Genomic DNA, 25,061 nt, shown 5'->3' on the forward strand with positions numbered 1-25,061 from the left:
CATCCAGTTGCAACCGAAGGGTCGGGTGCCCTTACGCCGGTTGCAGTTAATGGCAATCCCATTTATTGAGGGCCCTCACAAATTCATGAGCGACCTCGATCTCCTCGCCAAAAGCTATGGAACGCTGTTCCTGCGGATGCACCGGCTGCTCGACCGGCGCATGGCGGCCGGCGGCGCGTCGCTTGCAAAGACCAAGATGCTGATGTGCGTCGACCAGCGCGGCCCGATGCGCGCGGCGGATATCGCCGATTATCTCGGCATGGCCCCGCGCACCGTGACCGAGGCACTGGACAAGCTCGAGCGCGACGGCTTGCTTGTCCGCAGTCCCGATGCGTCCGACCGGCGGGTGAAGCAGATCACCATAACCGGGAAGGGCGAGCAGGCGATTGCGGCGACCGAGCCGTTGCGGGTCGAGCTGGTCGACCTGATCTTTGGCAGCCTGGATGCCGAACAGCGGGCCAGTCTGGCGACGATCATCGAGCAGTTATCGGCGAAGGTCGACAAAGTCGAAGGTATCGACCCAGACTGAACACCCACGGCTATACGGCTGAGGTTCCGAGGATTTCGTGGTAGAGAGCGAGATAGGCATCGGCCATGTGATCGATGCTGAACCGCGCCTCGACCGCGCGGCGGCAGGCGGCACGGTCGATCTCGCCGATGCGTTCGACTGCCGCCACCGCCTCGTCGAGCGAGTCGACCAGGAACCCGGTGATGCCGTCGTCGATCAACTCCGGCATCGATCCACGGCGCGTGGCGATCACCGGTGTCCCGCAGGCCATCGCCTCGATCACCGACAGGCCGAAAGGCTCGTCGAAGTTGATCAGGTGAAGCAGTGCCGCCGCGCCGCCCAGAGCGTCGATCCGTGCCTGTCCGCCAACTGCGCCGTGATAGCGGATCGCGCCGTCGCCCAGTGCGGTCTCGACATGGTCGCGGTGATAATCGCCGTCCTGGACGATGCCATACATGTCGAGGGTGCGGCCGCTTCGCCGCGCCGCGTCGATTGCCTCCTTCGCGCCCTTGTCGGGATGGATCCGACCGAAGAACAACAGGCCCTCGCTTCCCCGCTCGTCGAACGCGAACTGATCCAGCGGGATGCCGTGGTGAATCGTTGCCGCATAGCTGAGCCGCGGATGCCGGTCGGCATCACTGATCGCGACATAGTGGATGCGATCCTGAAACGGTTCGTACATGGGCAGGATGCGATCGGACGAGAAGCCATGGATCGTGGTTACCATCGGCGTCGCGACGAGTGGGGAAAAGGCGTGCGCCGGGAAGTCCGCCTGGTTGTGGATGATGTCGAACCGATCGGCCTGGCCGAAGACATGCGCGAGATGCCGGAATTCCCACACCTTGGCATCGATCGCGGGGTCGTCATTATAGGGCGCCGGCACGATCCCATCGAGGGTCGCGTCGGTGATGCTGTCCAGCGTCGCGAACAGGGTGACATCGACGCCGCGGGCCACCAGCGCCTCGGTCAGCAGGCTGGTGACCAGTTCCCAGGGGCCATAATGGCGCGGCGGGGTGCGCCATGCGATCGGTGCAATCATCGCAACCCGCATCAGGCGGCGGCCAGTTCTAGAATCATGGCTTCGTTTCCAAACAGCGTTCCGTCGATCGGACGGGGGTCCAGGGTGGACAGAAGCAGGCGCGGGCTGCCCGCATCATCGGGTAGCAGCAGCCGTCTTGGCGCGTCGGCAAGGTTGAGCGCGATAAGCAACCGCCGTCCGGCATGGCGGCGTTCATAGCAGAGGACGTCGGCGTCCGACGGAACGATCGCAAAGTCGCCGACAGCGAGCGCGGCATGGTCGCGGCGAAGCGCGAGCAGGCGGCGATAGAGATCGAGCATCGATCCCGCGTCCTGCTCCTGCGCGGCGACGTTGCGCGTGCGCCAGTCGTCGCCGAGCGGCAGCCAGGGCTCGACCGTGCTGAATCCGGCGAAGGGTGATGAATCCCATGGCATCGGCGTCCGCGACCGGTCGCGTCCCAACCCCATGCGCGGCTGCCTCAGATCCTGGGGATCGCGGATCCGGTCGGGCGGTATCGCCACCTTGCCGATGCCGATCTCGTCGCCCTGATACAGCGTCGGCGTTCCGCGCAGCGTCAGCAACAGCACGGCAGCGACCCGCGCCTGCGCCTCGCCCAGGCGGGCGGCGATGCGCGGCGCATCGTGACTGCCCATCACCCAGTTCGGCCAGCCGCCGGCGGGCAGCGCCGCTTCATAGGCGGCGATCATCGCCGACAGCGCAGCGGCATCCCACGGGGTGTCGAGCAGCTGGAAATTGAACGGCAGATGCACCCCGGGCGCCTCCCGCCCGTAATAGTGCATGAGCGTATCCAGTGGCAGACAGATCTCGCCGACCAGCAGGCGATCGCCATACTCGTCCGCGAGCGCCCGGAACGCGGCAGCGATCTCGTGAACCTCGGGCTGATTGGCGGAATGGTGCTGCAACACCTTCAGCTTCTCGCCCAGCTCGGGGCGATAATCGGGGTTGGGTGGATTGTCCGGCAGCCCCTCCGCCTTGATCATGTGCCACAGGACGTCGATGCGAAACCCGTCGATGCCGCGGTCGAACCAGAAGCGCAGCACGTCGGTCATCGCCGCGCGAACCTCCGGATTGCGCCAGTTCAGATCCGCCTGCTCGCGCAGGAAGGCGTGGAGATAATATTGGCCGGTGTGGGGATCCAACTCCCAGGCCGGACCGCCCATGTCGCTGATCCAGTTGTTCGGCGGGCCGCCACCGGGCGCAGGATCGCGCCAGATATACCAGTCTCGCTTCGGGTTATCGCGCGAGGAGCGGCTCTCGACAAACCAGGGATGCGCGGTCGAGCTGTGGTTCGGCACGAAATCGAGCAGCAGCTTGAGCCCGCGCGCGTGAACCGCCGCCAGCAGGCGATCGAAATCGGCAAGCGAGCCGAAGAGGGGATCGACCCCGCAATAATCCGCGACATCATATCCGAAATCGGCCATCGGCGAGGGAAAGATGGGCGACAGCCAGATCGCGTCGACGCCGAGCGCCGCGACATGATCGAGGCGCCGCTCGATCCCGCGAAGGTCGCCTACCCCGTCGCCGTCGCTGTCCTGAAAGGATCTGGGATAGATCTGATAGATCACCCCCGGCTCCCACCATGGCGTGTTCGTGTCGTGATTGTCCGTCAAGTTGCTCGCCCGCATCACGGGCACAATGCATCGATGAGCGAATGGCTCCGGCCGGCTTGCCAGTCGGGCGGATTTAGCGCGAGGCGGCTAGTCGGACAGGCGGTCGAGATAGGCGAGCGCATCGAGCAAGGCGATTCCCCCCAGCGCCACGAGTGCGATGGCGGCGTCGCCGCGCGCGCCGTCGCGTGCCAGCAGCACCGGCGCCACCTCGGCCATGTCGAGCAGATCGGACGCGACCCGTCCACCCAGCGCGATCTGGCGACCGGCCTGAACCAGGCTGCTCTCGTCGAGAATCTCGCGCAGGCCGCTGGCGCGTACCGGTGCGCGACGCACATCCAGGCCAAGCGCCCGGCCCACCGCGCCCGGTGCGGCACGTTCGGCAAGCCCGACCGCGACGCTGAGCCATCCAAATGCCCGCGCGAGCGGGTCGCCGGTTTGCCCGACTGCAGGTTCTGCAGGTCGGGCGGAGTCCGAAGGGTCGACCGCAAAAATCATCGAAGCACCTGTGATGAACGCGAGACGGGGCGTGAACGGCGCAGCCGGGACACCGTTCCCGAGTGGAACGGTCCATTGGCCCTCATCACGCCGCAGGACGCGTACTGCGTGGAGTCCGGCGAACCTCAGGCGGCGGCGAGTTCCAGCGGTGCCAACTGCTCGGCCCCTACCCCCCTGTCCCACAGCTCGGTCCGATAGCGATCGAAGCAGCGCGCGCCGCACCGAAGACGGATCAACGCACCTTCGGCCATCGCGGTGGCGCGGCGAGGATCCTCCGCGACCGCCGGTCGAATGGCATCACGATTCCAGTCCTCGCTATGCTTCACGTCAAGCACCGCGTGGAGCGTGAAGTAACGCGCTTCCTTCGGCGTCAGGCCCACTCGCTTGAGACCCTCGGCAACCAGCGCTGCGCGCCCGGGGGCGGTGAGTTCGATGACGCCGAGTGCGCCGACCGAATGCCAGGCATAGCGTCGGTTCACGGCCATTGCCGTCATCGCATTGGCGAGCGACAGGCTTTCCCACACCGTCTTTTCTATGACCGGCTCGACCTCCAGCGTTTCGACCAGAGCATCGAGCATCGGGCCGTGCATGCCCTTGGCCGTGCCATGACCCATCTCGTCCCAATAGTTGCGGGCAAGCTCGAGCTTCGGCAACGTCGGCAGCTTGACCTGCGTCATCGCGACGAGATCGTCGAAACCAGCCTCACCGGCAGCTTCTTGTTCGAAGAACCAGCGCAGCTGGTCGCGATCGGCCTCGGCGGCGAGCCACGGGAACAGCGGATCACCCTGCCCCGGCCCGTTCTCCTTCAGCGCCTCGAACCACTTGATGAATCCCTCGACATCGGTCGGAGCCGATGCGGCTTCCTCGGACACCTGGGCACGAAGCGTTTCGATGAACGCGCCCTCCCTGCGTGCGGTCCGCGCATCCTGACCCATGCGGTCAAGCCAGTCATCGGTCGGGAGGCCGGGCTGGAGGCGATCGCGGTTCCAATATGCAAGTTCCTGCTGGAACGAGTCCGTGAAGAACTGCGACCTGACCATTTCGATGCGCTTATTGAGACTGGACAAGGGAAGCTCCTGGGATCTGGGCCGGTTCAACGTCCCGACAATCGCAGTGTTCCCATCCTCACATATGCTAAGATCCTGCTTTGGAATGGGAATCAAATCTTCCCTGTTCGCGTTGCCAATCGGGCAGAGAACCAGTCGTCATACGACTATTCCTGATGGCCGTCTTTTCAGGCCCGAACTCAATCGAAGCGACAATGCGAGTATGGGGCAAGCGCGCGCGCAAGGCCAGTGCACGCTTGTGGGTGGCAGCGGCGCGTTGCGAATGACTCTTCCCGGGATCAAAAAATCCCGACCGTCGGCAGTGAAAAGACGCTCGGCATCGCCCTTCGATCCTCGTCATTCCCGAAAGATGATCTGGCCCAGACCCTGATTTAGATCAGCATGCAAAAGATGTCAGAACATTGCCGAATTCATATTTTTGCAGATGATCTCGAATAATTGCGGCTGCCAACCGATTTCAATCGCACTGACTGTTGCATTAACGCGCAACAAGCGACATGACCGGCTCCGGTGGGGAATATTACCGGGCGACGGATTCGAGGGCGCCCGTAAAGTATAAGGATTACCCGATGTCGGAAGATACCTCCTTGAACGCCGTGGAGCTCGCAACCGAGCTGACTATCGCGTGGCTCGGAAATCAGAATAATCGGGTTCAGGCCGATGATGTTCCTGCATTTCTTCGCACGATGCATGCGACGCTCGCTGAACTCTCCGGCGGCGCCCCGGGCGCGACGGATGCGGATGCTGGCGATTCGGCTGCAGGCGAGACCTTCACACCTGCGGTTTCGGTTCGCCGGTCGCTGGCATCGAAGGATCACATCATCTCGATGATCGACGGAAAGCCGTACAAGACGCTCCGCCGCCACCTGTCGACCCATGGCATGACGCCGGAACAATATCGCGAGCGGTATAATCTGAAGTCCGATTATCCGATGGTGTCCGAAACCTATTCGGAACAGCGTCGCGAGATGGCGAAGAAGATCGGCCTTGGCGCACGCGGACGCGCCGCCCGGGCCCAGGCATCCGACGCGGTCAACCCGCCCGCCAAGCGCGGTCGTCCCAAGTCGGCCTGACGCCTTCAGCACCGCGCGGTGACCCGCGCGGTGCGCCTTGCCGGCCATTGAACAGGCCGTTCACGCGACTGCGCGCGGCTTTGGGACCTGGTTCAGCTCGTGCCTGACCCAATCCTGGTCGGTGAAGCAGTAGCGGACATGATTGCCGCGCTCGAAACCGGTGCCGTTCCAGACGACGACCTGAAGCTCGATATCGTCGCTGCCGGTCGTGTGGATCCAGTTGAAACTCTGTGGCTCGTCATTGCGCAGCCGGGTCGAGGTGGTCGTTCCGGCCTGGATCACCAGTGCCCCGCCCGCCTTTTCCACCATCTTGCGCGCGGATTCGGCGTAGGTGCGGTGGAAATGGCCGGCCAGCGCAATCCGCACGCCCGCCTCGCAGACCGCTTCGACCGCCGCATCGTGGCTTCCCACCGCCTCGCTCAATTCATTGCCCTTGCCGATCGGCATGGCGAACAAAGGATGATGGGTGACGAGGATGCGCGTCTTGTGCGCCGGTACCCGTGCGAAGCGATCACGCAGCATCGCGATCTGATCTGAGTTCAGCCGGCCGTCCTTGAAGGTCAGCGACCGCGCGGTGTTCAGGCCGAGCACCGCGACGTCGTCGTCCTCGAACCAGGGGCAGAGCTGGTCGTCGATATAGCGGCGATAGCGCTTGAGCGGCGACAGGAACCGGCGCGCCACATCGTAGAGCGGGATGTCGTGATTGCCCGGCACGACCAGCAGCCGGTGCCCCGCGTCACGCAGACGGGCGAGCCAGGCGGAAGCGGCGCGGAACTGGGCAACCCGAGCGCGCTGGGTCAGGTCGCCGGAGACGATCACGAGGTCCGGCCTCGCCTCCGCAAGCCAGGCTTCGGTTCCCGCGACCATCGCGGGGTCGTTTGCACCGAAATGAATGTCGGAAAGATGTGCGATACGGGCCATCGCTGCTCAACGACAAACACACCTCTCAGTTCAACCCCGCCAGTCCATTGCGGGCCGGTAGCGAAAATTTGAATTGCCGCGGGAAAGGGGAGAACGTCTTTGCCATCGGTGCGTTGTCCGCTGCGGATCGCGCATCAGCGCAATTTGGAGATCATCATGACCGAAGAGACCGCCGCTCCGACCTCGAACGGCAAGACCGCCCTTACCGACGATTTCCGCACGCATTTCTCGGGCGACGCGCCGCTGACGGAGAAAGCCAAGGGTTTCGCAAAGGCGCGTCCCTGGACCAGCGCGGCACTGCTGGGCGTCGCGGCGATCGCCGTGCTGAACACGCTGCGCGGCAAGCGCGCCTGACCGGTCGGGGCCTGCAGCTGCGGGCCCCTTCCCCGGTCGCCGCCGACGGTGCTTTTTGCTGTCCCGGCTGCTTAGACTATGCGCCCCGCCTTTCCTGATCGGGATCAAGCACATATAGCGGGTACAGGTTTTGCCCATTCGGGAATCGGGTTAACGATGGCGTCGTCCTTCTGGGATCGGTTGATGAAAGCGCTGGCACCGGAGCCGGCCCCGACGGCCACCGAGCCTGCCGCCGCCCCCGATCCGTCACCGACGACGATCGATCCGCGCGACGAGCGCATTCCCGATGTCTGTCGCCCCAAGCTGTTCCAGATCATCGGCATGATCGAGGAGACGGAGGCGCTGGCCCAGCGCCATGCCAAATTCGCGCAATATGTCGGCGAGGTCCGGCAGATGCGCGACCAGCACCTGCCCAAGCTGGTCACCAGCTATATCGACATCCCGGCGCAGCACCGCGCCGAGATCTTTCGCCGCACGGGCAAATCTGCCAGCTTCGTCCTGAACGAGGCGCTCGACAGGATGATCAAGCGGCTCGACGAGATGGGCAAGTCGATCGCGTCCGACGATATCGATACCTTCACGCAGAATCTGGGCTTCATCGAATATCGCTACGGCGACAGTCCGTTTTCCTGAGCCCCTATCGCGTTCGTCAGAACGCCACCTCGATCTGCACCACCCCGCGCCGCAGCCTGTTGGTGAGCTCGCGTGGGCTCATCCCGTCGCTGCTCAGGTTCGTTGGGAGTTCGAAGCCATGCGCCGACAGCAGTTCCTGGACCAGGCAAGCCTTGATCGCGAAGTTCACATTTTCCGAATTGGCGCCGTGGTCGCGAACATTCTGATGCGCGAGCGATGCGGCGGTCACACCGACCAGCCGGCCCTGCTTGTCGACCACCGCGCCGCCGGACGAACCCGACCCGATCGGCGCACTGAACTGGAACCGGGACAGATCGCCACCCAGCCCCTTCAGCCCGGACACATGGCCGCCCGTCACTTTCAGGTCGGCACCCAGCAGATCGCTGAGCGGGTAGCCCGCGGCCATGATGTCCTCCCCCAGCCAGACCGGATCGGCAATCCGCACCGGGATCGGGTCACCGCTGAACTCGCCCTCGATCAACGCCAGGTCATGCATGGGGTCGACGCCGACCACCCGGCAGGCGTCGCGCGCGACCGGTACGCGAAAGCCGGTGGCGTCCTCCAGCACATGCTCGTTGGTCACGATCAGCGTCGGCGTGACCAGGATGCCGCTGCCGCTGCCCCGGCCGCCACGTGAGGGCGGCAGGTCGCGATGGCCCGGAACGTCGGTCGGGGCGCTGCGCTGATGCCGCGGCGGTTCGATGTTGCGCGCCCTGGCATAGGCATCGATGCCGAAGGCATGGCCTTCGTTCGATGCCTTCAGCCGGGTGACGCCGTCCTTGCGATACAGCTGGCACAGGATGATCGAGCGCAGGCTGCCGATCGGCTCGGGCATCGACCATTCGCTCTCGCCGATCCGCATCTGCGCGGGATAGACGTCATTGGCATGGCCGATCGCGGTGTCCTCGAGGAACACGAGAATCTCGGCATCGTCGCCATGGCGCGACAGGCTACGGAAGACCTGCCAGGCGCCGTCGATCTCGGGCTCGACGAACCGGCCGTCGCGCGTGACCAGCGTGAGGCGAACCTGGGGCCGCAGGTTCAGCCTGAACCGGATCTCGTCACCCTCGTAGCGGATCCGCTCGCCTGCCTTCAGCTCGCTCATCGCTGCCTGTCCCCTTATGCCGTCAACCGGACGTCCGGCCCGGACACCGGCGCCGTATCGTCGGCACCCCTGACGCCGAACCGCTCGGCGCGGCGCAGGATCGTCTCCGCCCAGGGCGAATGCGTCTTGGGCTCGCACATACTGCCATTGACCGAAAAGACGCCGTCCGCCTCGGGCCGCAACAGGGCATGGGCCTCGGCAAGCTCGAACTCGCCGACCATCAACCCGCGATTGATCACCATCGCCTGGCGGGGATGGATGATCGTCTTGTTGAACATGCCGTGGTCGATGTCGCGGTCGAACTCGTCCGCCAGCAGCGAGTCCGACAGGAAATGCTCGAACACCGGCGCGCTGACCGGGAACCCGGCCGGAATGAACTGGGTGACGATCGATCCGATCACCCCGCCCAGGGGACCTTCATAGGCAGTGTACCGCGGCGACCGCCGCGCGTTGAGCAATGCCAGCAGGTCGTTGCCGCCGATCCGAACCATGTCGATCGTCGCCGGGGTTTCGAGGAGCATCGCACGCACCTCGCCCAGCTGCGCGGCATCGAACGCGATGGCGGTCTCGATCGTCGGCATGACGCTTAGCCGCGCATCCGCAGCGGCTTCGAGCCAGCCGGGAAGCGTCGCCGCATCGACCTTGGGCGCAACGATGCCGCGCACCGCGCCCAGCGCGCCGAGATCGGCGAGCCGCCGAAGCAGATCGGGTTCGCGGAACCGGACATAGAGCGGCGGTGCCTGGTCGGTCGCGGCTGCCAGCAGGATCGGCAGCGTCGCGGCCGCAGCCTCGACCTCGTCATCGCGCACCGCGTCCTCGAGGCAGATCACGCCGGCGGCGAGCCCCTGAACCTCGCCCCTGACCAGTGCCATGACCGCGGACCGCCGCGTGGCGGGAGCATAGAGGGTCGCGCCGAGCATCATTCGCTGACTTTCCGGATAACGGTGATGGATCGATAGGGCGAGTTGTCGGGCATCGCGTCGATGCGCAGCCCTCGCTCGATTGCCAGATGACGAAGATGGGCGAGATCGGGGTCGTCGCCCGCCGCGAGGAAGAGACGGTCGGGCATGCGCCGCAGGATCGCGCGCGTGGATTCGGCAATGCCCGGCTTCACGCGGTTGCGATCGGCGACGCCGTGGTCCGTCATGATCCGGTCGACCGTCGCCCTTGCCCGCGCCGCGACCGTTGCCGGGTCCCCGACCGTGCCGACACCGGGAATGGGTGCGGCGGTCTCGATCGCCTCGATGAAGGCGATGCTGCGGTCGGCGCCCTCATGCTCGGACAGGTACAGGCAGGCATGGTAATCGCCCGGACCGACATAGCGGCTCGACAAAACGGTCCGGCTGATCAGGCCCGACACGATCCCGTTGAGGATACCCGACGGGATCAGATAATCCTCGTGCGTCGCGGCGATGTCGGCGACGCCGGCGGGATCGGCCACGACGGCGAGCACTGGCGCGAAGTCCGGCACATGCGCGAGTGAGGCGTCCAGTTCATCGCGGATGGCACCCTTGCCGGTCCAGCCATCGACGAAGACCACGCTCGCGGGATCACGTTCGGCGCGGATGGTGTCCAGCGCAGCCTCGTCGATGCCGCGGTCGCGGATGATCGAGATCGAATAATGGGCGCTGTCCCGTCCGCGCCGCCGCAATTCGCGGTGAAGCAGCACCCCGATCGGCGTGCCTGCCCTCGCCAGGCTGACCAGAGTCGGGTCTGCGCCGACCCGGTCGACGATCCGGTCGGCGAGCAGTTCGATGTCGGCGCGCAGCCGCCCGGCGTTCCGCGCCAGGGCAGCGTCGTACAGTTCGAGATAGCGCGCATCGGGCACCTGTTCCGGGGACAGCATCTCCGAATAATGCAGCCGGCCCGACTGGATTGCGTCCTCCTTGGCCGCGACCGCGGTCAATGCGATCCGCGCGGGCTTGATCAGGAACTGGACATCGTCCGGCGAATAGCTTCCCGAAAAGCGCGGCGCTGCCGGGTCTGCCTTACGCGGCTGCATCGAGCTCGACCTGTCGAATGCTCTCCGCGATCTGCCCGCGGGAGGGGGTCATCATGTAATCGCATTCGCTGAGGAACCCGATGTCCGAATGACTGTCGCCCATTCCGATCACCGGCGCATGCGGGTGATCGGTGCGGATACGGTCGAGCAGGAAGCGGACCGCCGAGCGCTTGCCCAGCCAGCGCGGCATGATCGCGAGATTGTTACCGTTGAGGTGGATCGCCCAGCCATCCCCCAGCGCGGCGCGCATCGCCCTGCCGAGCGGGGCAAGCGCCGCCTCTTCGCGCGCTTCGTGCTTCACGACGATGTAGAGCGTCAGCGGCGACTCTCCCTCGATCGGCTCATCGACGATCCAGTGGCGATAACCCGCAGCCTCTCCGATCTCGGCTTCCAGCAGCGCATAGGCCGAGGTGACGTCCAGCGCACTGGCCGACTGGACCGCGCGGACCTGGGCCAGCCAGTCGCGGTCGATCTGCCCGTCGGCGGCGACGACCAGCCCGCCATGGGCACACACCGCCTCCGCGCGCCAGGCGATGTCGACACGGCGAAACGCGTCGAGCGACCGCGCGGTCACCGGGATCACCGTCCCCAGTTCGAACAGGCTTTCGAGCATGTGCTTCTGTCGCCGGGTGAAATAGCCCGAAGGCGACCCGTCGATCAGGCGGCTTGCCAGCGTCAGCCCCTCGCTTTGGTCCTCAGGCACCTTGCGGCGGGTGCCGAACAGGCAGTCGTCGAGATCGGTCAGGATGAAAGGCTTCACTTCGATACCTCGACGACATGGATCGATACGGATCTGGCGGCATCGCGTGCCGCCGCTTCGAGTTCCGCACGCTGGCACGCGACGCGCTCGACGACGCAGACGATTGCATCCGGATCGGACAGGAAAAGATTATAGGCGAAGCATGGCGCGCCCGAGCCGTGAGAGTCGCTGAACGCGTGCCGGCTGGTCATCGCGCCGCCAAGCGCCGCGGGCGAGCGCGTGATCGACTGAAGCACGCAGCGATGCCCTTCGGCCTCGAGCCGCTCGGCGATCAGCAGCGCATCATAACCATTCTCGCCATCCGCGAGCACCACGACCCGCGATGCCGCCGGCAATGCGGGAAGCGGCGGCATATCGCGAACGAGCCGGCGATAGCCCGTCCGCGCCGCCGAGGCGCCGGCGAGGGTGTCGCCCGGCCGATTGAGCCGGGCCGTCGGCGCCGGCGCATCGAATCCGGCGGCATCGTCGGCGATCCACTCGATCGCCCCTCGCATCAGCGACAATCGGCCTGGCCGAGATTCGGTCCAGTCGGCGATGACGAGCTGCCAGGCACGCTGCAGCGCCGGGAGGCGCGCGCGCAACGCCGCCTCCAATGCGTCCATCGTCAGTCCGGTCGAGGCCTCGTCGTCGATCAACACCAGCGTTGTCGTACGATCGATCAATTCGCGGTCGGCTGCGGCAATCGGGACATGGACGATGTGCGTGCTCGCGTGGCTGTGAGCCTCTTCGAAGCGCAGCAGCACGTCAAGGTCGGGTGCCGTCTGTCGCGTCGTCGACAGAAACAGCGCCGGCGCCTTGTGCTCGCGCGTCCAGGCGGCATGAACGCCCTGCCCCAGACCGACCGCAGTTTCGGCCATGCCGATGAACAGCACGGGCCCGTCGCCCAGATCGGGGAGCTGACCGGCAAGCGCTGCCATCGTCTCGCGCATCGTTTGAGGACGGGTCGGAAGATGGCGACCGATCAGCTTGGAAACGATCAGGAAACCACGCTTCCGGTTCAGCCGGCTGGCGAGATCGAAGACGGGATCAGGATTGGTCAGTGCGCTGGCGGGATCGATCGCCACTCGCATCGTGCCGGCATCGAGGACGAAGTCGTGACGATGCGGAAGCGGGGTCATCAGGTTCACGCCGCCACCTGAACGGGGATGGCCAGTTCACGTCGCTCGCCCACCTGAACGATCGCATCGATCGAGGGTCGCGGCACTTCGGCGGGCTTGAGGCGTCCCGTAAGCAGGCGCGTCCAGCTCTCGACGAGCCGTGCGCCGGCCAGTTCGCTGTTGACGATCCCGCCGGCGGCACGGGGATTGATTTCCAGCACGCGCCAGCTGCCATCGACTGCCTTGCGATACTGGATGCTGGCCAGCCCGTTCAGGCCGAACCGTCCCGCGAGCATCGCGGCATGCGGCAACATCGCATGGTCATTGGCGATATGCTGGACGCCGATATCGGTCTTGGTCCGTGCGACGCCGTGAAGCACTTCGCCGCGCCACATCAGCAGGTCGATGCTGACCTCGGGCCCGGGGAGCCACGGCATCAGCACATGCGGGATCAGCGTCCCGCTGCGCTCCGCCTCTGCCACCAGCCAGCGGAACGCCGCGGGATCGATCTCGCGGCGGTCGGGCTCTGCCAACTGCGACAGCGCGGTTCCCGGCACCAGTTGCCAGAATCCGTGGCCGAATACCCCGATCTCGGGCTTCACGCACAGCGAGCCGAATGGCGCAAAGCGTGCGGTGGCGGCGTCGAATTCGGCGAGCGTGGCGAAGCGTTCGGTCGGCAGCGCGGAGTCGTCGGCCCAATTGGCCAGCGTCGTGGCGAAATCCGCCTTGCTCGCGATGGTGGCAAGCGCATCGGTGCCGGCCGGCAGTTCGAGCCGCTCGGGTCCCAGCGCATCGGCGAACAGGGCGTGCCGACGCTGCGGCCACACCTTGTCGATCTTCCGCTCAGCGACAATCTGCGCCACCTCCGCCACGCTCTCCGGCTCCGGCAGGCCTGTCACGCGGCGCGACACGGCAGGCAGTTGCCGCTCGCTCATGAACAGTTCCAGATCGGGGTCGGCGGCCAGCATCATCGGTGCCAGCTCGCGAATGGAAAATCCCCGATTGATCCACAATCGCACTTCGTCGTGATCCTTGCATGAAGACGGGGAGCGGTGCGCAAGCCCCACTCCCCGTCTCGAGTTCAGGTTGAAATCAGGCGGCGTCGAGGCCGTAGATGCCCGCGACTGCGGCTAGGCCGCCCGCCTTGCCCTGGCCCATCGCGTTGAACGACCAGCCGCCGTCCTTGCGATAGAGCTCGGCGAAGATCATCGCGGTCTCGGTCGACGCATCCTCGGTCAGGTCGAAGCGGAGCGCCTCCTGGCCGTTCGCCGCATCGACGACGCGGACATAGGCGGATTCGACCTGGCCGAACGACTGGCGGCGCTGGTCGGCCTGGTCGATCGTGACGAGCACGACCGCCTTCGTGATATCTGCCGGCAGGCGCGCGAGATCGATCTTGATCGTCTCGTCGTCGCCATCGCCTTCACCGGTGCGGTTGTCGCCCAGATGCTCGACCGCGCCGCCGAACAGCGACTTGTTGTTGTAGAAGCAGAAATGCTCGATGCCCTTGGCCTTGCCGTCGGGGCCGCACAGGATGACCGAGGCGTCGAGATCGAACTCGGCGCCGTCGGTCTGGCGAACGTCCCAGCCCAGGCCGATCTGCGCGACCGTCAGGCCGGGTGCGGTCTTGTCCAGGCTGATGCGCTGGCCCTTGGCGAGTGAGATGGCCATAATCGTCCTTCCTCTAGTTTCGTTTCATTTCGTTTCCGGCGATCGCGACACGCGGTCGCTGGTCGCTGCCGGAATGCGACCGGTTATCTTCGGGCGAGGTTTCAGTTCGGTGTCACGATCTTCCCGTCGGGAAGCGCGCCCTCGCCGTCCTCCTCATCGATATATTCTTCCGGATGGCGCCGGCGATGCGCCACCGAACTGCGCCAGGCGGCGGCGATCAGCAAGGCGCCGATCAGGCCGGTGACGACTTCGGGAATGTGGAAGCGCACGCTGAGCAGCATGATCGCGGCGAGCGCGATGATCGCCCAGAACGCGCCATGCTCCAGATAGCGATATTCGGCCAGATGCCCGCCGCGGACCAGCGCGATCGTCATCGAACGGACGAACATCGCGCCGATGCCGAGGCCCAGGGCGATGATCAGGATGTCGTTGGTAATCGCGAACGCGCCGATCACGCCGTCGAACGAGAAGGAGGCGTCGAGGAATTCGAGATAGACGAAGCCGGCCGCGCCCGACCGGACAACCTGCCCCGCTTCGTCCTTGCTGCTCATCATGTCGCCGAGAAGCTGGACGCCGAAATAGACCGCGATGCCCGAGACCGCGGCGATCAGGAACGAGACCTGCTCGGCCGGCGGGCACAGGAACGACACGGCCCCGGTGATGACCAATGCAGCAACATAGGGGCCGAACGGGATGCTCGAGAGCGCCGCCGCGGGCTTTTCGAGGAACGGGATCCAGTGATGCTCCTTCTCGCCGGACAGGAAGAAGTTGAGCCCGACCAGAAGCAGGAAGGCGCCGCCGAAGCCCGAGATCCCGATATGCGCACCGGTGACGACCGCCTCGTAGCGATCGCGATCGGTCAGCGCGATGTCGAGCGCCGCCCAGGGCGAGATCCAGCCCGCGATGCTGACGACCGCCAGCGGGAAGACGATGCGCATGCCGAACACCGCAATCGCGATGCCCCAGGTGAGGAAGCGCCGCTGCCACACCGGATCCATGTCCTTGAGGACCGTCGCATTCACCACCGCATTGTCGAGGCTGAGCGAGGTTTCCATCACGCCCAGCACGCCCGCGATGAAGACGAGCTGCAACGCCATCTGAAGCCCGCCCTGGCTCCAGCCGATCCATCCCGCCAGTATCAGGCAGACGATGGTGAAGACCAACGACCCGCCAAAATTCTTCATCAAGCCCTTCATGTTCCCCCCGAACTTATTTTCGTCCTGCGGCCCAGCGCAGGAAGATGCCGATATCGTCGGCATATTCTCTCTGGTCGCGATACATCCGCATCCAGTTGGTCAGCTTCAGCTGACCATTGTCGTTGTCGATCAACGCCAGCCCGCACAGTGGCAACCGGCTGCCATGCTCGCTCATCTGGACGATGACCTCCGGATTGTCCGGGATCCTGAGTGTCGCGACCGCATCGGTCTTCTGCCAGTCGGGCACACCGTCATAGATCAGCGCGAAGACCCCCAGACGCTTGATCTTGTCGAAATAACGGCCGTTGACCCGGATGGTTTCGCCCCCGGTCACCGATCCGGTGCGATCGTCGCCCGACAGCTGGATGAACGGCTCCTGTTCGAAGCTGCCGAACTGGCGGCCGAGCGCCTGGATGCATCCCTTGAAGCCATCGTGAAACTCGAACATGCAACCAAGGTCGAGATCGACCGAGCCGCCGCCGAAAAAGCCGCGCTTGCCCTGGTTCCAGTTCAAGTTGAGCTCGATCTCGCCGAACGACGCACCCTTCTTCGCCAAGCTGATCGACTTGCTCTTCTCGAGCGTGATCTTCTGGAGGCTGATCGGCGACGCGGGCGGCGGCGCGGGTGCCGGAGGCGGCGGCGGAACCGGCGCGGGCCGGGGTGCCGGAGCGGGGGCAGCGACGGGCGCAGGGGACGGCGCCGGCGGCGCATCGACCTCACCGCCGAAATGACCGATCAGTTCGGCCAAGCCGCCGTTGAAGCCCTGCGCGATCGTGCCGAACCGCCACGCGCCATTGTGGCGATAGAGCTCGACCAGCATCACCGCCTTCTCTGCCGACAGCACCGACCCTGCATCGAAAGTCGCATTGCCCGCGGTCACGAGGATGGGCCCGCATTGGGCAACCGGAACATCGTCATGCGTCGCGGTGATCACCACCCGCTCGATCTCTTCGGGCAGTGCCGCGGTGTCGATGTCGAATCGTGCGGAGCTGGGATCCGAAGCCAGCCGGATCTCGCCGCGCGGCGACGACGGGTTGCTGAACAGGACGACATAACGGTCGTCCCCGATCCGGCGCCCCGTCTTCAGCCCGAAGGCGGCAATGTCGGTCCCGCCCCGGCCGAAATCGACGCGCACCTGCACCGACGCGCCGACGCCGAGATCGGCCAGCGGGCGCTTCTCACCCTTGCCAAGCTGCATGATGGTCCTGCCCTCGGATCGATCAGTAGGACGAGACGATCCGGTCGAGCTGACCGGACATGTCGTGGAAGGTCCGGCCGGTGGCGCGCTCGCCGATTGCCTTGAACTCCCAGGTCGATCCGGTCCTGCGCACCGCGCCCAGCACCAGTCCCGTATGCGGTCCCGCCTCGGACAGCGAGATCCGGCCAAGCTCGGTACCGCTGTTGTGATCATAGGCGCGGCAATAGGCGTTATCGACACGGTCGAACGCTTCGCCGGTGAAGCTGTTGACGGTCAGGACCAGCGTATCGACATTGGCCGGCAGATCGCTCAGCCGGACGACGATCGTCTCGTCGTCGCCGTCACCCTCGCCGGTGCGGTTGTCGCCCGAATGAAGGATGCTGCCGTCCTGGCTGCGCAGCTGGCGGAACCAGACGGCATCGACCATGTCGCGGCCCGCATAGACGAGGCAGGATGCATCGAGATCGATGCTGTCATTGCCGCCCCCCAACAGTCCCTTCAGGAAGCCGCCCGACTTGCGGACGTCCCAGCCCACGCCGAACGCGACGACGCTGAGCCCGTCTCCACCCGCCTTGCTGAGCGAGATTTTCTGGCCCTTGGAAAGACTGATCGCCATCTTCGATACTCTCCCTAATCATTACGCAAAAAGGACATGCGCAACCCAATGGGCCGGACACTGACGTGCCGGCTCATTCCCCGTCGCCCTCGGTTCGCAAAGCCTAGCCGAAATCCTGCCCCCGGCAAGCGACTTGAGTTGAGCCGGATGAATTGGCCGTTGATCCTTCAGGAACCTGCGGTTCCGGCGCGTGCGTGTCGCTGGAGAACGCCAAATCCCGCCCTCGCGACGAGTTCGTCCGAGACGGCGCTTGCACGCTGCGCCGACACGCACCGACGCGGATGCTGGACTTCACCGTGCGCCGGATTATCCACTGGGCACAGTGACCCCAGCCGTGCTGACCGAACCGGAACGACCGACGCGAACGCGCCTGCTGCTGTTCGCATCGGGCGACTTCGCCTTCAATCTCTACTGGCAGAGCGTCATGCTCTTCCTTCTCTTCTACTATACCGATGCGATCCGCCTGCCGGTCGAGACCGCCGCGCTGACCTATCTGATCGCATCGATCTGGGACGGCATCGTCAATCTGATAGCCGGCATGGTGGTCGATGCGGGGGGAGCGCGGCGGGGCCATTCGCGCTGGCTGGTGCTGGGCGCCGCTCCGCTGGGGCTGTCCTTCGCGGTCATGTATCTGCCGCCGCCGGACATCTGGTGGGCGGCGGGCGCCGTTCTGGCCGGGCACATCCTGTTCCGCACCGCCTATGCCTTCGTCAACGTGCCGTATCTCGCCATGTCGGCGCGGATCAGTCAGGACAGCGGCGACCGTGCGCTGGTCGCCGGAATGCGCGTGCTGTTCGGAACGGCGGCGCTGTTCGTGGTGACCCAGGGGCTGATGCGGATCGGCGGCGGTTTCGCGGCCGGCGACGTCGCCAATGTCTATTTCGCTGCCGCGATCGCCTTCGGCATCGTCGGAACGATCCTGCTCGTCATGGTCGGCATCACCGTTCGAGAATTGCCGGTCGCCGACCGCGCACGTCCGCCATCATTGGTTGCATGCGTCGCCAGCCTGGCGGGAAACCGCGCCTTCCTGACGCTCAGCGCGGCGATGATGGCGATGGTCGCGGCGTCGACGGTGCTGAACAAGTCGGTACTCTATTATTACAAGTATCTCCTGAACGACGAAGCGTCGGGACGGGATGCGCTGGGCATGATGGGCCTGGCAGGGGTCGTGGCGGTACCGATCTGGATCCTCGCGCGGCGACGCCTGGGCAATCGAGGCACCTGGTTCCTGGCAACCACCGCCGGCGTCGCCATCCTCGCGACCTTCGCGATCGCACGCCCCGGCGATACGATGACCACCCACCCCTTCATGATGGGTCTGCAGATGGCGATGACGGGGCTGAACATCATCTTCTGGGCGATGCTACCCAACACGATCGAATATGGCGAGCGTACCACCGGGCTTCGGGTCGAGGGCACGGTGTTCGGTGTCGCCGCACTGCTTCAGCGCGTCGCGATCGGGGCGGCGACCGGGCTGCTCGGCGTCGCACTCGGCTCGGTCGGCTATGTCGCCAACGTCCCGCAAGGCCCGGCCACGCTGGAGGGAATCCGCTGGTCGATCATCCTGCTGCCGATCGGCTTCTTTGCGCTGTCGGGGGTGTTGATGTGGTTCAACCCGCTCACTCGGAACGCTCATGCCGCGATCGTGGCCGAACTCACCCAGCGGCGTGAAAGCCACGCAGACTGACCACCCGCCCGGCCGGATGACGCCGGATCGGACATTCGGGCGGTTGCCGCCGATGCCGGGTCCATGGCATACCGGGATTACGAAAACGAAGGAGAGGATCATGGCAACCGCGCTCCAGTCGCGCCCGCAGGTCACCGAAGCCGAGTGGGAAGCGCGCCAGCAGCTCGCCTCCTGCTACCGGGTATTCGACATGCTCGGCTGGTCGGAGATGATCTACAACCACATCACGCTGAAGATACCGGGCGAGGACGGCGCGTTCCTGATCAATCCGTTCGGACTGCACTTCAGCGAGGTGAAGGCGTCGAACCTCGTAAAGATCGACATCGACGGCAACAAACTGGACGACAGTCCCTACCCTGTGAACCGCGCCGGGTTCGTCCAGCATGCGCTGTTCCATCGCCATCTGCCCGACGCCCATTGCATCATGCACAGCCACACGACCGCCGGCATGGCGGTGTCGAGCCTGGAAGGCGGCCTTCAGCCGGTCAATTTCTATGCCTGCAACTTTATCGGACAGATTGCCTATCACGACTTCGAAGGCGTGACCGTGCGCGACGAGGAAGGTGAGCGGCTGCTGGCCAATCTGGGCAACAAGCGGATGATGCTGCTGCGCAACCACGGCATCCTGGTGATGGGCCGCACCCTGCCCGAGGCCTTCATCAAGCATTGGTCGCTGCAACGCGCCTGCGAGATCCAGGTGGCGACGTTGTCGATGGGCCGGCCGCTCGCCATTTCAGAGGACGTGGTCGCGGTCCACCAGCGTGACCTGCATATGGCGCAGGTCCCCGGCGGGCCCGGCGCGGCCGATTTCGCGGCGATGGTCCGTCTGGTCGACCGCACCGACAAGAGCTGGCGCGATTGAGCGCTCCTCAGCCGAACCGGTAGCCCGACACCACCCAGCCCATCACGACGTCGCGATAATCGCGCACCGCGGGATCCGCGCCGCCCGCCCCCAGCGCGACCATCAGCGGCAGCAGATGCTCCTCACGCGGATGCGCGAACTGCGCATGCGGCAGGTCGGCCCAGGCCGCGACGCGATCGGCCCGGCGAGCGGGATCGGGGTCCGTGACCGCGGCGGTGAGCGCCGCATCCCATTCGTCCGCGACCGCGGTCACCTGCGGCCCGCGCGCGCGCAGATTGTGGAAGCTCATGCCCGATCCGACGATGAGCACGCCGTCATCGCGCAGCGGGGCGAGTGCCCTGCCGATCGCGATATGCGCCGCCGGATCCAGATCGCGGCGCAGCGACAGCTGGACCAGCGGGATGTCGGCACCGGGAACCGCGACCATCATCGGGATGAACACGCCGTGATCCCAGCCCCGCTCGCGCTCCACGCCGACCGGAAAGCCGGCGCCTTCGATCAGCGGTCTGGCCCGCAGGGCGATCTCCGGCGCACCCGGCGCCTGCCAGCTCAGCCGGTAGGTATGGTCGGGAAAGCCATGATAATCGAACAGCAGCGGCTGTCCGTCGCCGAGGTGGACGGTGACCTGCGCCTCTTCCCAATGGCCGGACACCAGCAGGATCGCCTTCGGCCGCTCCCGAAGGCTGTCGATCAGCCCGGCAAGATAGACCTGCATGGCGCGCCACATCGGGTCCGGGGGTCCGCCGTCCGGGTCCATGAAGAAACAGGGTCCGCCGCCATGGGGAATGAACAAGGTTGGTTGGGTCATGGCACCGCATGTCGAGACCTGCGCCGTTTCATGCAATCGTCGAAACGGAAACGACCCGTTTCGGATCGCCCACTTTGGAGCTAGGACCGCTGCGATGACCCGTTTCACCGTCAACGACAAGCCGGTCGAGTACAAGCTGGACCCGCGCACGCCGCTGCTATGGGCGCTGCGCGACGCCTCCAACCTGACCGGGACCAAATATGGCTGCGGCACTGGCGCATGCGGGGCGTGCACGGTCGATATCGACGGCACGCCCCGGCTTGCCTGCCAGGAGCCGATCGGCGCGCTGGAGGGAACCTTCGTGACGACGATCGAGGGACTGTCCGAAAATCGCAGCCATCCGGTCCAGCAGGCGCTGATCGCCGCAAATGTCCCGCAATGCGGTTACTGCATCCCCGGAATCGTCATGGCGGCATCGATCCTGCTGCGAAACAATCGATCGCCGAGCGAGGCCGACATCAAGGAAGCGGTGACCAATATCTGCCGCTGCGGAATTTACCCGCGTCTTGTTTCCGCGATCGAGCATGCCGCACGGATCTCGCGCGGGGAGGAAAACGTTCCAGGTTTCGGCGAATGAGAAAGCTTTCAATCTGCTGTCAGTACAGTTCAGCGTGATGACATACCGGTTCATCTAGACGCCAACTGTACGAGAGCACCGGCAGCCCGCCGGACGAGCGGAGACGAGACAATGTTCAAGCCCATTATCGCGGCACTGATCGCCGCAACGGCCCTGGTGCCGCCTGCGCTTGCGCAGGATCGGGGCCGGGGAGACCGCGGGGGCGAATGGCGCCAGCGGTCGGACAATGGCGGCCAGCGCCAGCAGGCGCCGCAGCAGCGCAACTGGAATCGAGGCGATCGCGGCCAGCAGGGCTGGACCCGCCCTGCCCAGCCGCAGCAGCGCCCGGACCGCGGCAACTGGCAGCGGCCGGACCGCCCCCAGGCACAGCCCGGTCAGCCGGCGGCGCGTCCCCAGTGGAACGGCAATCGCGGCAATTGGCAGCGCCCGGATCGCCCCCAGGCCCAGCCGGGTCAACCCGCACCGCGCCCGCAGTGGAACGGTGATCGCGGCAATTGGCAGCGTCCGGATCGTCCCGGACAGCCGGGCGGCTGGAACCGCGCCGATCGCGGTCCCGGTGGCGCCTCGGGCGTGGTCGGGCCGCAGCGTCCGCAGAACCAGGACTGGCGCAACCGCGATGGCCGTGACGGCCGTGACGGTCGCGACCGCAACTGGAACAATCGCGGGCAGGACGGACGCGACTGGCGCAACCGAGGCGATCGGGGTCAGGACGGGCGCGACTGGCGCAACCGGGACGACCGGGGACGCTGGGACAATAACCGTGGATCGCAGTTCAGCCGGCGCTATGGCGACTGGCGAGACAATGATCGCAACCGCGGTTCCTGGAACGACAATCGTCGCTGGTCCAACGGATGGCGAGGCGATAACCGCTACAACTGGCGCAACTATCGCAACTCGAATCGCAATATCTATCGCCTGCCCCGCTATTACGCACCGCGCGGCTATAATTACGGATATTCGCGATTCTCGATCGGCGTGACGCTGGGGTCGCTGCTGTTCGCGCCGGACTATTGGATCAACGATCCGTTCTACTATCGCCTGCCGCCGGCCTATGGTGCCTATCGCTGGGTGCGCTACTATAACGATGCGCTGCTCGTCGATATGCGGACCGGCACGGTGGTCGATGTCGAGTACGACATCTTCTGGTAAGCCCGCGTCCGTCGCAGCGGCAAATGGGAGGCCCGGTTCGCGGTTGCGGATCGGGCCTTCGCGGCATTCGCGACCATCAAAGCGCGCCGCCCCTTGCCAAGCCGGTCGTGCAGCGCAATCTGGGGCGCGATGAGCCTGTTTTCACGCAAACCCAATGATGCAGCGCTGCGCGCCAAGGCCGCGCGGAAGGTGGCTGAGCGCCTCGAATCCAACCCGGCGATCCGCCGCGCCCCGATCGATGCCGCGCAACTCTATCTCTATCCCGGCTATTTCGACGATGCGCAGTGCGAGACGCTGGTCCGGTTGATCGATGCCAATCGGCGACCGTCGACATTGTTGGCCACGCATGACGATCCGGAATTCCGCACGTCCGACAGTTGCGATCTCGATCGCTGGTCGCCCGAGATCGAGCCGCTCGACAACGGGCTGGCCGACCTGCTCGGCATTCCCCATGCCCGCGGCGAGACGATGCAGGGCCAGCGCTACGCCCCGGGTCAGCAATTCAAGGCGCATTGCGACTATTTCCACGAGCAGCAGGGCTATTGGGCGGACATGGTCAACGCCGGCGGCCAGCGAACCTGGACGGCGATGGCGTATCTCAACGAGGTCGAGGAAGGCGGTGCCACCTGGTTCCCGCGCGCCGGTTTCCGCATTGCGCCCAAAAAGGGCCTGCTGGTCATCTGGAACAACATGAAGCCCGACGGCACCGGCAATTTCGACACGCTTCACGAAGGCATGCGGGTCATCGCAGGGACAAAGTATATCATCACAAAATGGTTTCGCGAACGCGACTGGGTCCGCACCAGCTTTCCGACCTATTGAACGCGCCATGACCCTCGTTCTCAATATTCAGCGATCGATTTCCGGGCAGGCATGGCGCTGGCGCGGGCTGGCCGCGGATACCCGCGATGCCGGTTTTGCACCCGACGATCTGGTTACCCAGCTGTTACTCACGCGCGGCTGTCCACGCGAGGAACTGGATGCGCACCGGTCGCCCAGCATCCGGGCCTTCATGCCAGACCCCTCGATCTTTCGCGACATGGACCGGGCCGCCGACCGGCTTGCCGATGCGGTACAGGGCAGTGAGCAGGTCACGATCTTCGGCGATTACGACGTCGACGGCGCCACTTCGGCGGCGCTGCTGATCCTGCTGCTGCGCGATCTGGGACTGGAGGCGACGCCCTATATCCCCGACAGGCTGATGGAGGGCTATGGCCCCTCGGGCGAGGCGCTGGTGCGGCTGCGCGGCGAAGGCGCCAGCCTGATCGTCACCGTCGATTGCGGTGCGCAGGCGTTCGAGGCACTGCAGATGGCGCGCGATGCGGGCGTCGATGTGATCGTGTGCGACCATCACAAATGCGCCGCCGAACTTCCCGTGGCGCATTCGATGGTCAATCCCAACCGGCTGGACGAAGTCGAAGGCGCGGAACATGGCCATCTGGCCGCGGTGGGCATGGCGTGGCTGCTGGGCGCGGCGCTGGTCCGCACCCTGCGCGCACGCGGCCATTTCGCGACGCGGCCGGAGCCGCGGATCCTCGACCTGCTCGATATCGTCGCGCTGGGCACGGTGGCCGATGTCGCGTCGCTGCGCGGTCTCAACCGCGCCTTCGTCGCGCAGGGCCTGAAGGTGATGGCGCAGCGCCGCAACCTGGGGCTGACCGCACTGATCCAGGCATCGCGGTTGACCCGCGCGCCGACCTGTTCCGACCTGGGCTTCGCGCTTGGGCCCCGAATCAATGCCGGCGGGCGGGTCGGCCGGTCGGACCTGGGCGTTCGACTGCTGACGACGCGCGATCCTGACGAGGCGCGCGCGATCGCCGAGGAGCTCAACCTCCTGAACGAGGATCGCCGCGCGATCGAAGCCGAAGTCCAGCGCGCCGCCGATGAACTGGTCGAGCGGCAGGCGAATCGGGCGGTGGCACTCGTCGCGAGCGAAGGCTGGCACCCGGGTGTGATCGGCATCGTCGCCGGGCGGTTGAAGGAGCGGCTGGGCCGGCCGGCGATCGTCATCGCGCTCGACGGCGGGATCGGCAAGGGATCGGGCCGATCGATCCCCGGCGTCGACCTGGGCGCCGCGATCCTCGCGGCGAAGGATGCCGGGTTGCTGATCGCCGGCGGGGGCCATGCAATGGCGGCGGGTGTGACCTTGGCCGAATCGCAGGTCGAGCCGTTCGCGGAGTTCCTGCAGGAGCGGCTTTCGGAGCGAATCGCCCAGGCGATGGGCGACCGCGCGCTGTTGCTCGACGCCGTGCTCGCGCCCGGTGGGGTCAATCCGGAACTGGTAACCGCGATGGAAGCCGGCGGCCCGTACGGCATGGGCTGGCCGGCGCCGCGCGTGGTGGCGGGTCCGGTGGGGATCATCAAGGCCGATGTGGTGGGCAGCGGCGGCCATGTTCGCCTGATCGTCTCGGGCCAGGACGGCCGCAGCCTGAAGGCAGTCGCCTTCCGTCAGGCCGAGACCGAATTGGGCCAGGCGCTGCTCTCCGCCCCGCGCCATCGCAAGCTCTGGCTCGCCGGACGGGCCAGGATCGACGACTGGGGCAGCCGCCCGGCAGCCGAATTGCATATTGATGACGCGGCATGGGCAGATTGACTTGACGAGCGCCGGAGCTTTCCGTAACCGGCGGCTCCAC

General features: G+C 65.7%; 26 protein-coding genes. 10 read left to right on the forward strand and 16 right to left on the reverse strand.

The window, feature by feature from the left end; genetic code table 11:
- Window positions 1-7: 7 nt before the first annotated feature.
- On the forward strand, window positions 8-529 hold the full coding sequence (locus TPR58_RS12160) for a MarR family winged helix-turn-helix transcriptional regulator (protein ID WP_346246939.1): 522 nt from the start codon (window positions 8-10) through the stop codon (window positions 527-529).
- Window positions 530-539: 10 nt separating this feature from the next.
- Here the strand turns inward: TPR58_RS12160 and TPR58_RS12165 are convergent, their stop codons facing one another.
- The 4 genes from TPR58_RS12165 to TPR58_RS12180 all read right to left on the reverse strand — a co-directional run bounded on the left by TPR58_RS12165 (window position 540) and on the right by TPR58_RS12180 (window position 4,692).
- Window positions 540-1,559 carry a glycosyltransferase family 4 protein gene (locus TPR58_RS12165; RefSeq protein ID WP_346246940.1) on the reverse strand — a complete coding sequence of 340 codons (1,020 nt, stop codon included), beginning with the start codon at window positions 1,557-1,559 and terminating at the stop codon, window positions 540-542.
- A complete protein-coding gene (locus tag TPR58_RS12170; RefSeq protein WP_346246976.1) occupies window positions 1,559-3,172 on the reverse strand; it encodes an alpha-amylase family glycosyl hydrolase in 1,614 nt (537 codons plus the stop codon). The genes TPR58_RS12165 and TPR58_RS12170 overlap by 1 nt, the downstream gene beginning before the upstream one ends.
- Window positions 3,173-3,244: 72 nt before the next feature.
- Window positions 3,245-3,652, reverse strand: a complete 408-nt coding sequence (locus TPR58_RS12175; protein WP_346246941.1) for a hypothetical protein — start codon at window positions 3,650-3,652, stop codon at window positions 3,245-3,247.
- Between the two features lie 125 nt (window positions 3,653-3,777).
- Entirely contained in the window at window positions 3,778-4,692 is a 915-nt protein-coding gene (locus TPR58_RS12180) for an iron-containing redox enzyme family protein (protein WP_346246977.1), read from the reverse strand.
- 596 nt (window positions 4,693-5,288) lie between these two features.
- Here TPR58_RS12180 and TPR58_RS12185 point away from each other — a divergent pair.
- The gene (locus TPR58_RS12185; RefSeq protein ID WP_346246942.1) at window positions 5,289-5,792 is read left to right on the forward strand and encodes a Ros/MucR family transcriptional regulator; all 504 of its coding nucleotides are present in this window, start codon (window positions 5,289-5,291) and stop codon (window positions 5,790-5,792) included.
- A gap of 60 nt (window positions 5,793-5,852) precedes the next feature.
- Here the strand turns inward: TPR58_RS12185 and TPR58_RS12190 are convergent, their stop codons facing one another.
- Window positions 5,853-6,713 (reverse strand): metallophosphoesterase family protein, encoded by an 861-nt coding sequence (locus TPR58_RS12190; RefSeq protein WP_346246943.1) that lies wholly within the window; start codon window positions 6,711-6,713, stop codon window positions 5,853-5,855.
- Between the two features lie 156 nt (window positions 6,714-6,869).
- Between TPR58_RS12190 and TPR58_RS12195 the strand changes: the two genes are divergently transcribed.
- Both TPR58_RS12195 and TPR58_RS12200 read left to right on the forward strand, forming a co-directional pair.
- A complete protein-coding gene (locus TPR58_RS12195) occupies window positions 6,870-7,067 on the forward strand; it encodes a hypothetical protein (RefSeq protein WP_110150378.1) in 198 nt (65 codons plus the stop codon).
- 183 nt (window positions 7,068-7,250) lie between these two features.
- Window positions 7,251-7,700 carry a hypothetical protein gene (locus tag TPR58_RS12200; protein WP_346246944.1) on the forward strand — a complete coding sequence of 150 codons (450 nt, stop codon included), beginning with the start codon at window positions 7,251-7,253 and terminating at the stop codon, window positions 7,698-7,700.
- Window positions 7,701-7,716: 16 nt separating this feature from the next.
- On the opposite strand, the gene TPR58_RS12205 is transcribed toward TPR58_RS12200, so the two are convergent.
- The 10 genes from TPR58_RS12205 to TPR58_RS12250 all read right to left on the reverse strand — a co-directional run bounded on the left by TPR58_RS12205 (window position 7,717) and on the right by TPR58_RS12250 (window position 17,345).
- On the reverse strand, window positions 7,717-8,805 hold the full coding sequence (locus tag TPR58_RS12205) for a S1C family serine protease (protein WP_346246945.1): 1,089 nt from the start codon (window positions 8,803-8,805) through the stop codon (window positions 7,717-7,719).
- Window positions 8,806-8,819: 14 nt separating this feature from the next.
- On the reverse strand, window positions 8,820-9,728 hold the full coding sequence (locus TPR58_RS12210) for an HpcH/HpaI aldolase/citrate lyase family protein (protein ID WP_346246946.1): 909 nt from the start codon (window positions 9,726-9,728) through the stop codon (window positions 8,820-8,822).
- Window positions 9,725-10,807, reverse strand: coding sequence for a cysteine protease StiP domain-containing protein (locus TPR58_RS12215; protein ID WP_346246947.1), 1,083 nt, complete (start codon window positions 10,805-10,807; stop codon window positions 9,725-9,727). Before TPR58_RS12215 ends, TPR58_RS12210 begins: the two co-directional genes overlap by 4 nt.
- Window positions 10,794-11,567: an HAD family hydrolase gene (locus tag TPR58_RS12220; protein WP_346246948.1), complete on the reverse strand. Its 774-nt coding sequence runs from the start codon at window positions 11,565-11,567 to the stop codon at window positions 10,794-10,796. Before TPR58_RS12220 ends, TPR58_RS12215 begins: the two co-directional genes overlap by 14 nt.
- A complete protein-coding gene (locus TPR58_RS12225; RefSeq protein ID WP_346246949.1) occupies window positions 11,564-12,685 on the reverse strand; it encodes a phosphoribosyltransferase domain-containing protein in 1,122 nt (373 codons plus the stop codon). The genes TPR58_RS12220 and TPR58_RS12225 overlap by 4 nt, the downstream gene beginning before the upstream one ends.
- Window positions 12,686-12,690: 5 nt before the next feature.
- Window positions 12,691-13,683, reverse strand: coding sequence for an ATP-grasp domain-containing protein (locus TPR58_RS12230; protein ID WP_346246950.1), 993 nt, complete (start codon window positions 13,681-13,683; stop codon window positions 12,691-12,693).
- 73 nt (window positions 13,684-13,756) lie between these two features.
- Complete coding sequence (locus TPR58_RS12235) at window positions 13,757-14,335, reverse strand: TerD family protein (RefSeq protein WP_428835712.1); 579 nt, start codon at window positions 14,333-14,335, stop codon at window positions 13,757-13,759.
- Between the two features lie 101 nt (window positions 14,336-14,436).
- On the reverse strand, window positions 14,437-15,519 hold the full coding sequence (locus tag TPR58_RS12240; RefSeq protein WP_346246951.1) for a DUF475 domain-containing protein: 1,083 nt from the start codon (window positions 15,517-15,519) through the stop codon (window positions 14,437-14,439).
- 25 nt (window positions 15,520-15,544) lie between these two features.
- Complete coding sequence (locus tag TPR58_RS12245; protein ID WP_346246952.1) at window positions 15,545-16,729, reverse strand: TerD family protein; 1,185 nt, start codon at window positions 16,727-16,729, stop codon at window positions 15,545-15,547.
- A 22-nt stretch (window positions 16,730-16,751) separates the two neighbouring features.
- Window positions 16,752-17,345 (reverse strand): TerD family protein, encoded by a 594-nt coding sequence (locus TPR58_RS12250; protein ID WP_346246953.1) that lies wholly within the window; start codon window positions 17,343-17,345, stop codon window positions 16,752-16,754.
- Window positions 17,346-17,679: 334 nt separating this feature from the next.
- Here TPR58_RS12250 and TPR58_RS12255 point away from each other — a divergent pair, with 334 nt between their 5' ends.
- A complete protein-coding gene (locus TPR58_RS12255) occupies window positions 17,680-19,032 on the forward strand; it encodes an MFS transporter (protein WP_346246954.1) in 1,353 nt (450 codons plus the stop codon).
- A 100-nt stretch (window positions 19,033-19,132) separates the two neighbouring features.
- A complete protein-coding gene (locus tag TPR58_RS12260) occupies window positions 19,133-19,894 on the forward strand; it encodes a class II aldolase/adducin family protein (RefSeq protein WP_346246955.1) in 762 nt (253 codons plus the stop codon).
- A 7-nt stretch (window positions 19,895-19,901) separates the two neighbouring features.
- Here TPR58_RS12260 and TPR58_RS12265 read toward each other — a convergent pair whose 3' ends face one another.
- Window positions 19,902-20,702, reverse strand: coding sequence for a DODA-type extradiol aromatic ring-opening family dioxygenase (locus tag TPR58_RS12265; RefSeq protein WP_346246956.1), 801 nt, complete (start codon window positions 20,700-20,702; stop codon window positions 19,902-19,904).
- A 94-nt stretch (window positions 20,703-20,796) separates the two neighbouring features.
- Here TPR58_RS12265 and TPR58_RS12270 point away from each other — a divergent pair, with 94 nt between their 5' ends.
- The 4 genes from TPR58_RS12270 (at window position 20,797) to recJ (ending at window position 25,021) form a co-directional block, all read left to right on the forward strand.
- The gene (locus TPR58_RS12270) at window positions 20,797-21,279 is read left to right on the forward strand and encodes a (2Fe-2S)-binding protein (RefSeq protein ID WP_346246957.1); all 483 of its coding nucleotides are present in this window, start codon (window positions 20,797-20,799) and stop codon (window positions 21,277-21,279) included.
- A 111-nt stretch (window positions 21,280-21,390) separates the two neighbouring features.
- Window positions 21,391-22,428, forward strand: a complete 1,038-nt coding sequence (locus TPR58_RS12275) for an RcnB family protein (protein ID WP_346246958.1) — start codon at window positions 21,391-21,393, stop codon at window positions 22,426-22,428.
- A gap of 129 nt (window positions 22,429-22,557) precedes the next feature.
- A complete protein-coding gene (locus tag TPR58_RS12280; RefSeq protein ID WP_346246959.1) occupies window positions 22,558-23,250 on the forward strand; it encodes a prolyl hydroxylase family protein in 693 nt (230 codons plus the stop codon).
- A gap of 7 nt (window positions 23,251-23,257) precedes the next feature.
- The gene (recJ, locus tag TPR58_RS12285; RefSeq protein ID WP_346246960.1) at window positions 23,258-25,021 is read left to right on the forward strand and encodes a single-stranded-DNA-specific exonuclease RecJ; all 1,764 of its coding nucleotides are present in this window, start codon (window positions 23,258-23,260) and stop codon (window positions 25,019-25,021) included.
- Window positions 25,022-25,061 lie beyond the last annotated feature (40 nt).

This window comes from Sphingomonas rustica, from assembly GCF_039652585.1.
In the GTDB taxonomy this organism is placed as follows: Bacteria; Pseudomonadota; Alphaproteobacteria; order Sphingomonadales; family Sphingomonadaceae; genus Sphingomonas; species Sphingomonas rustica.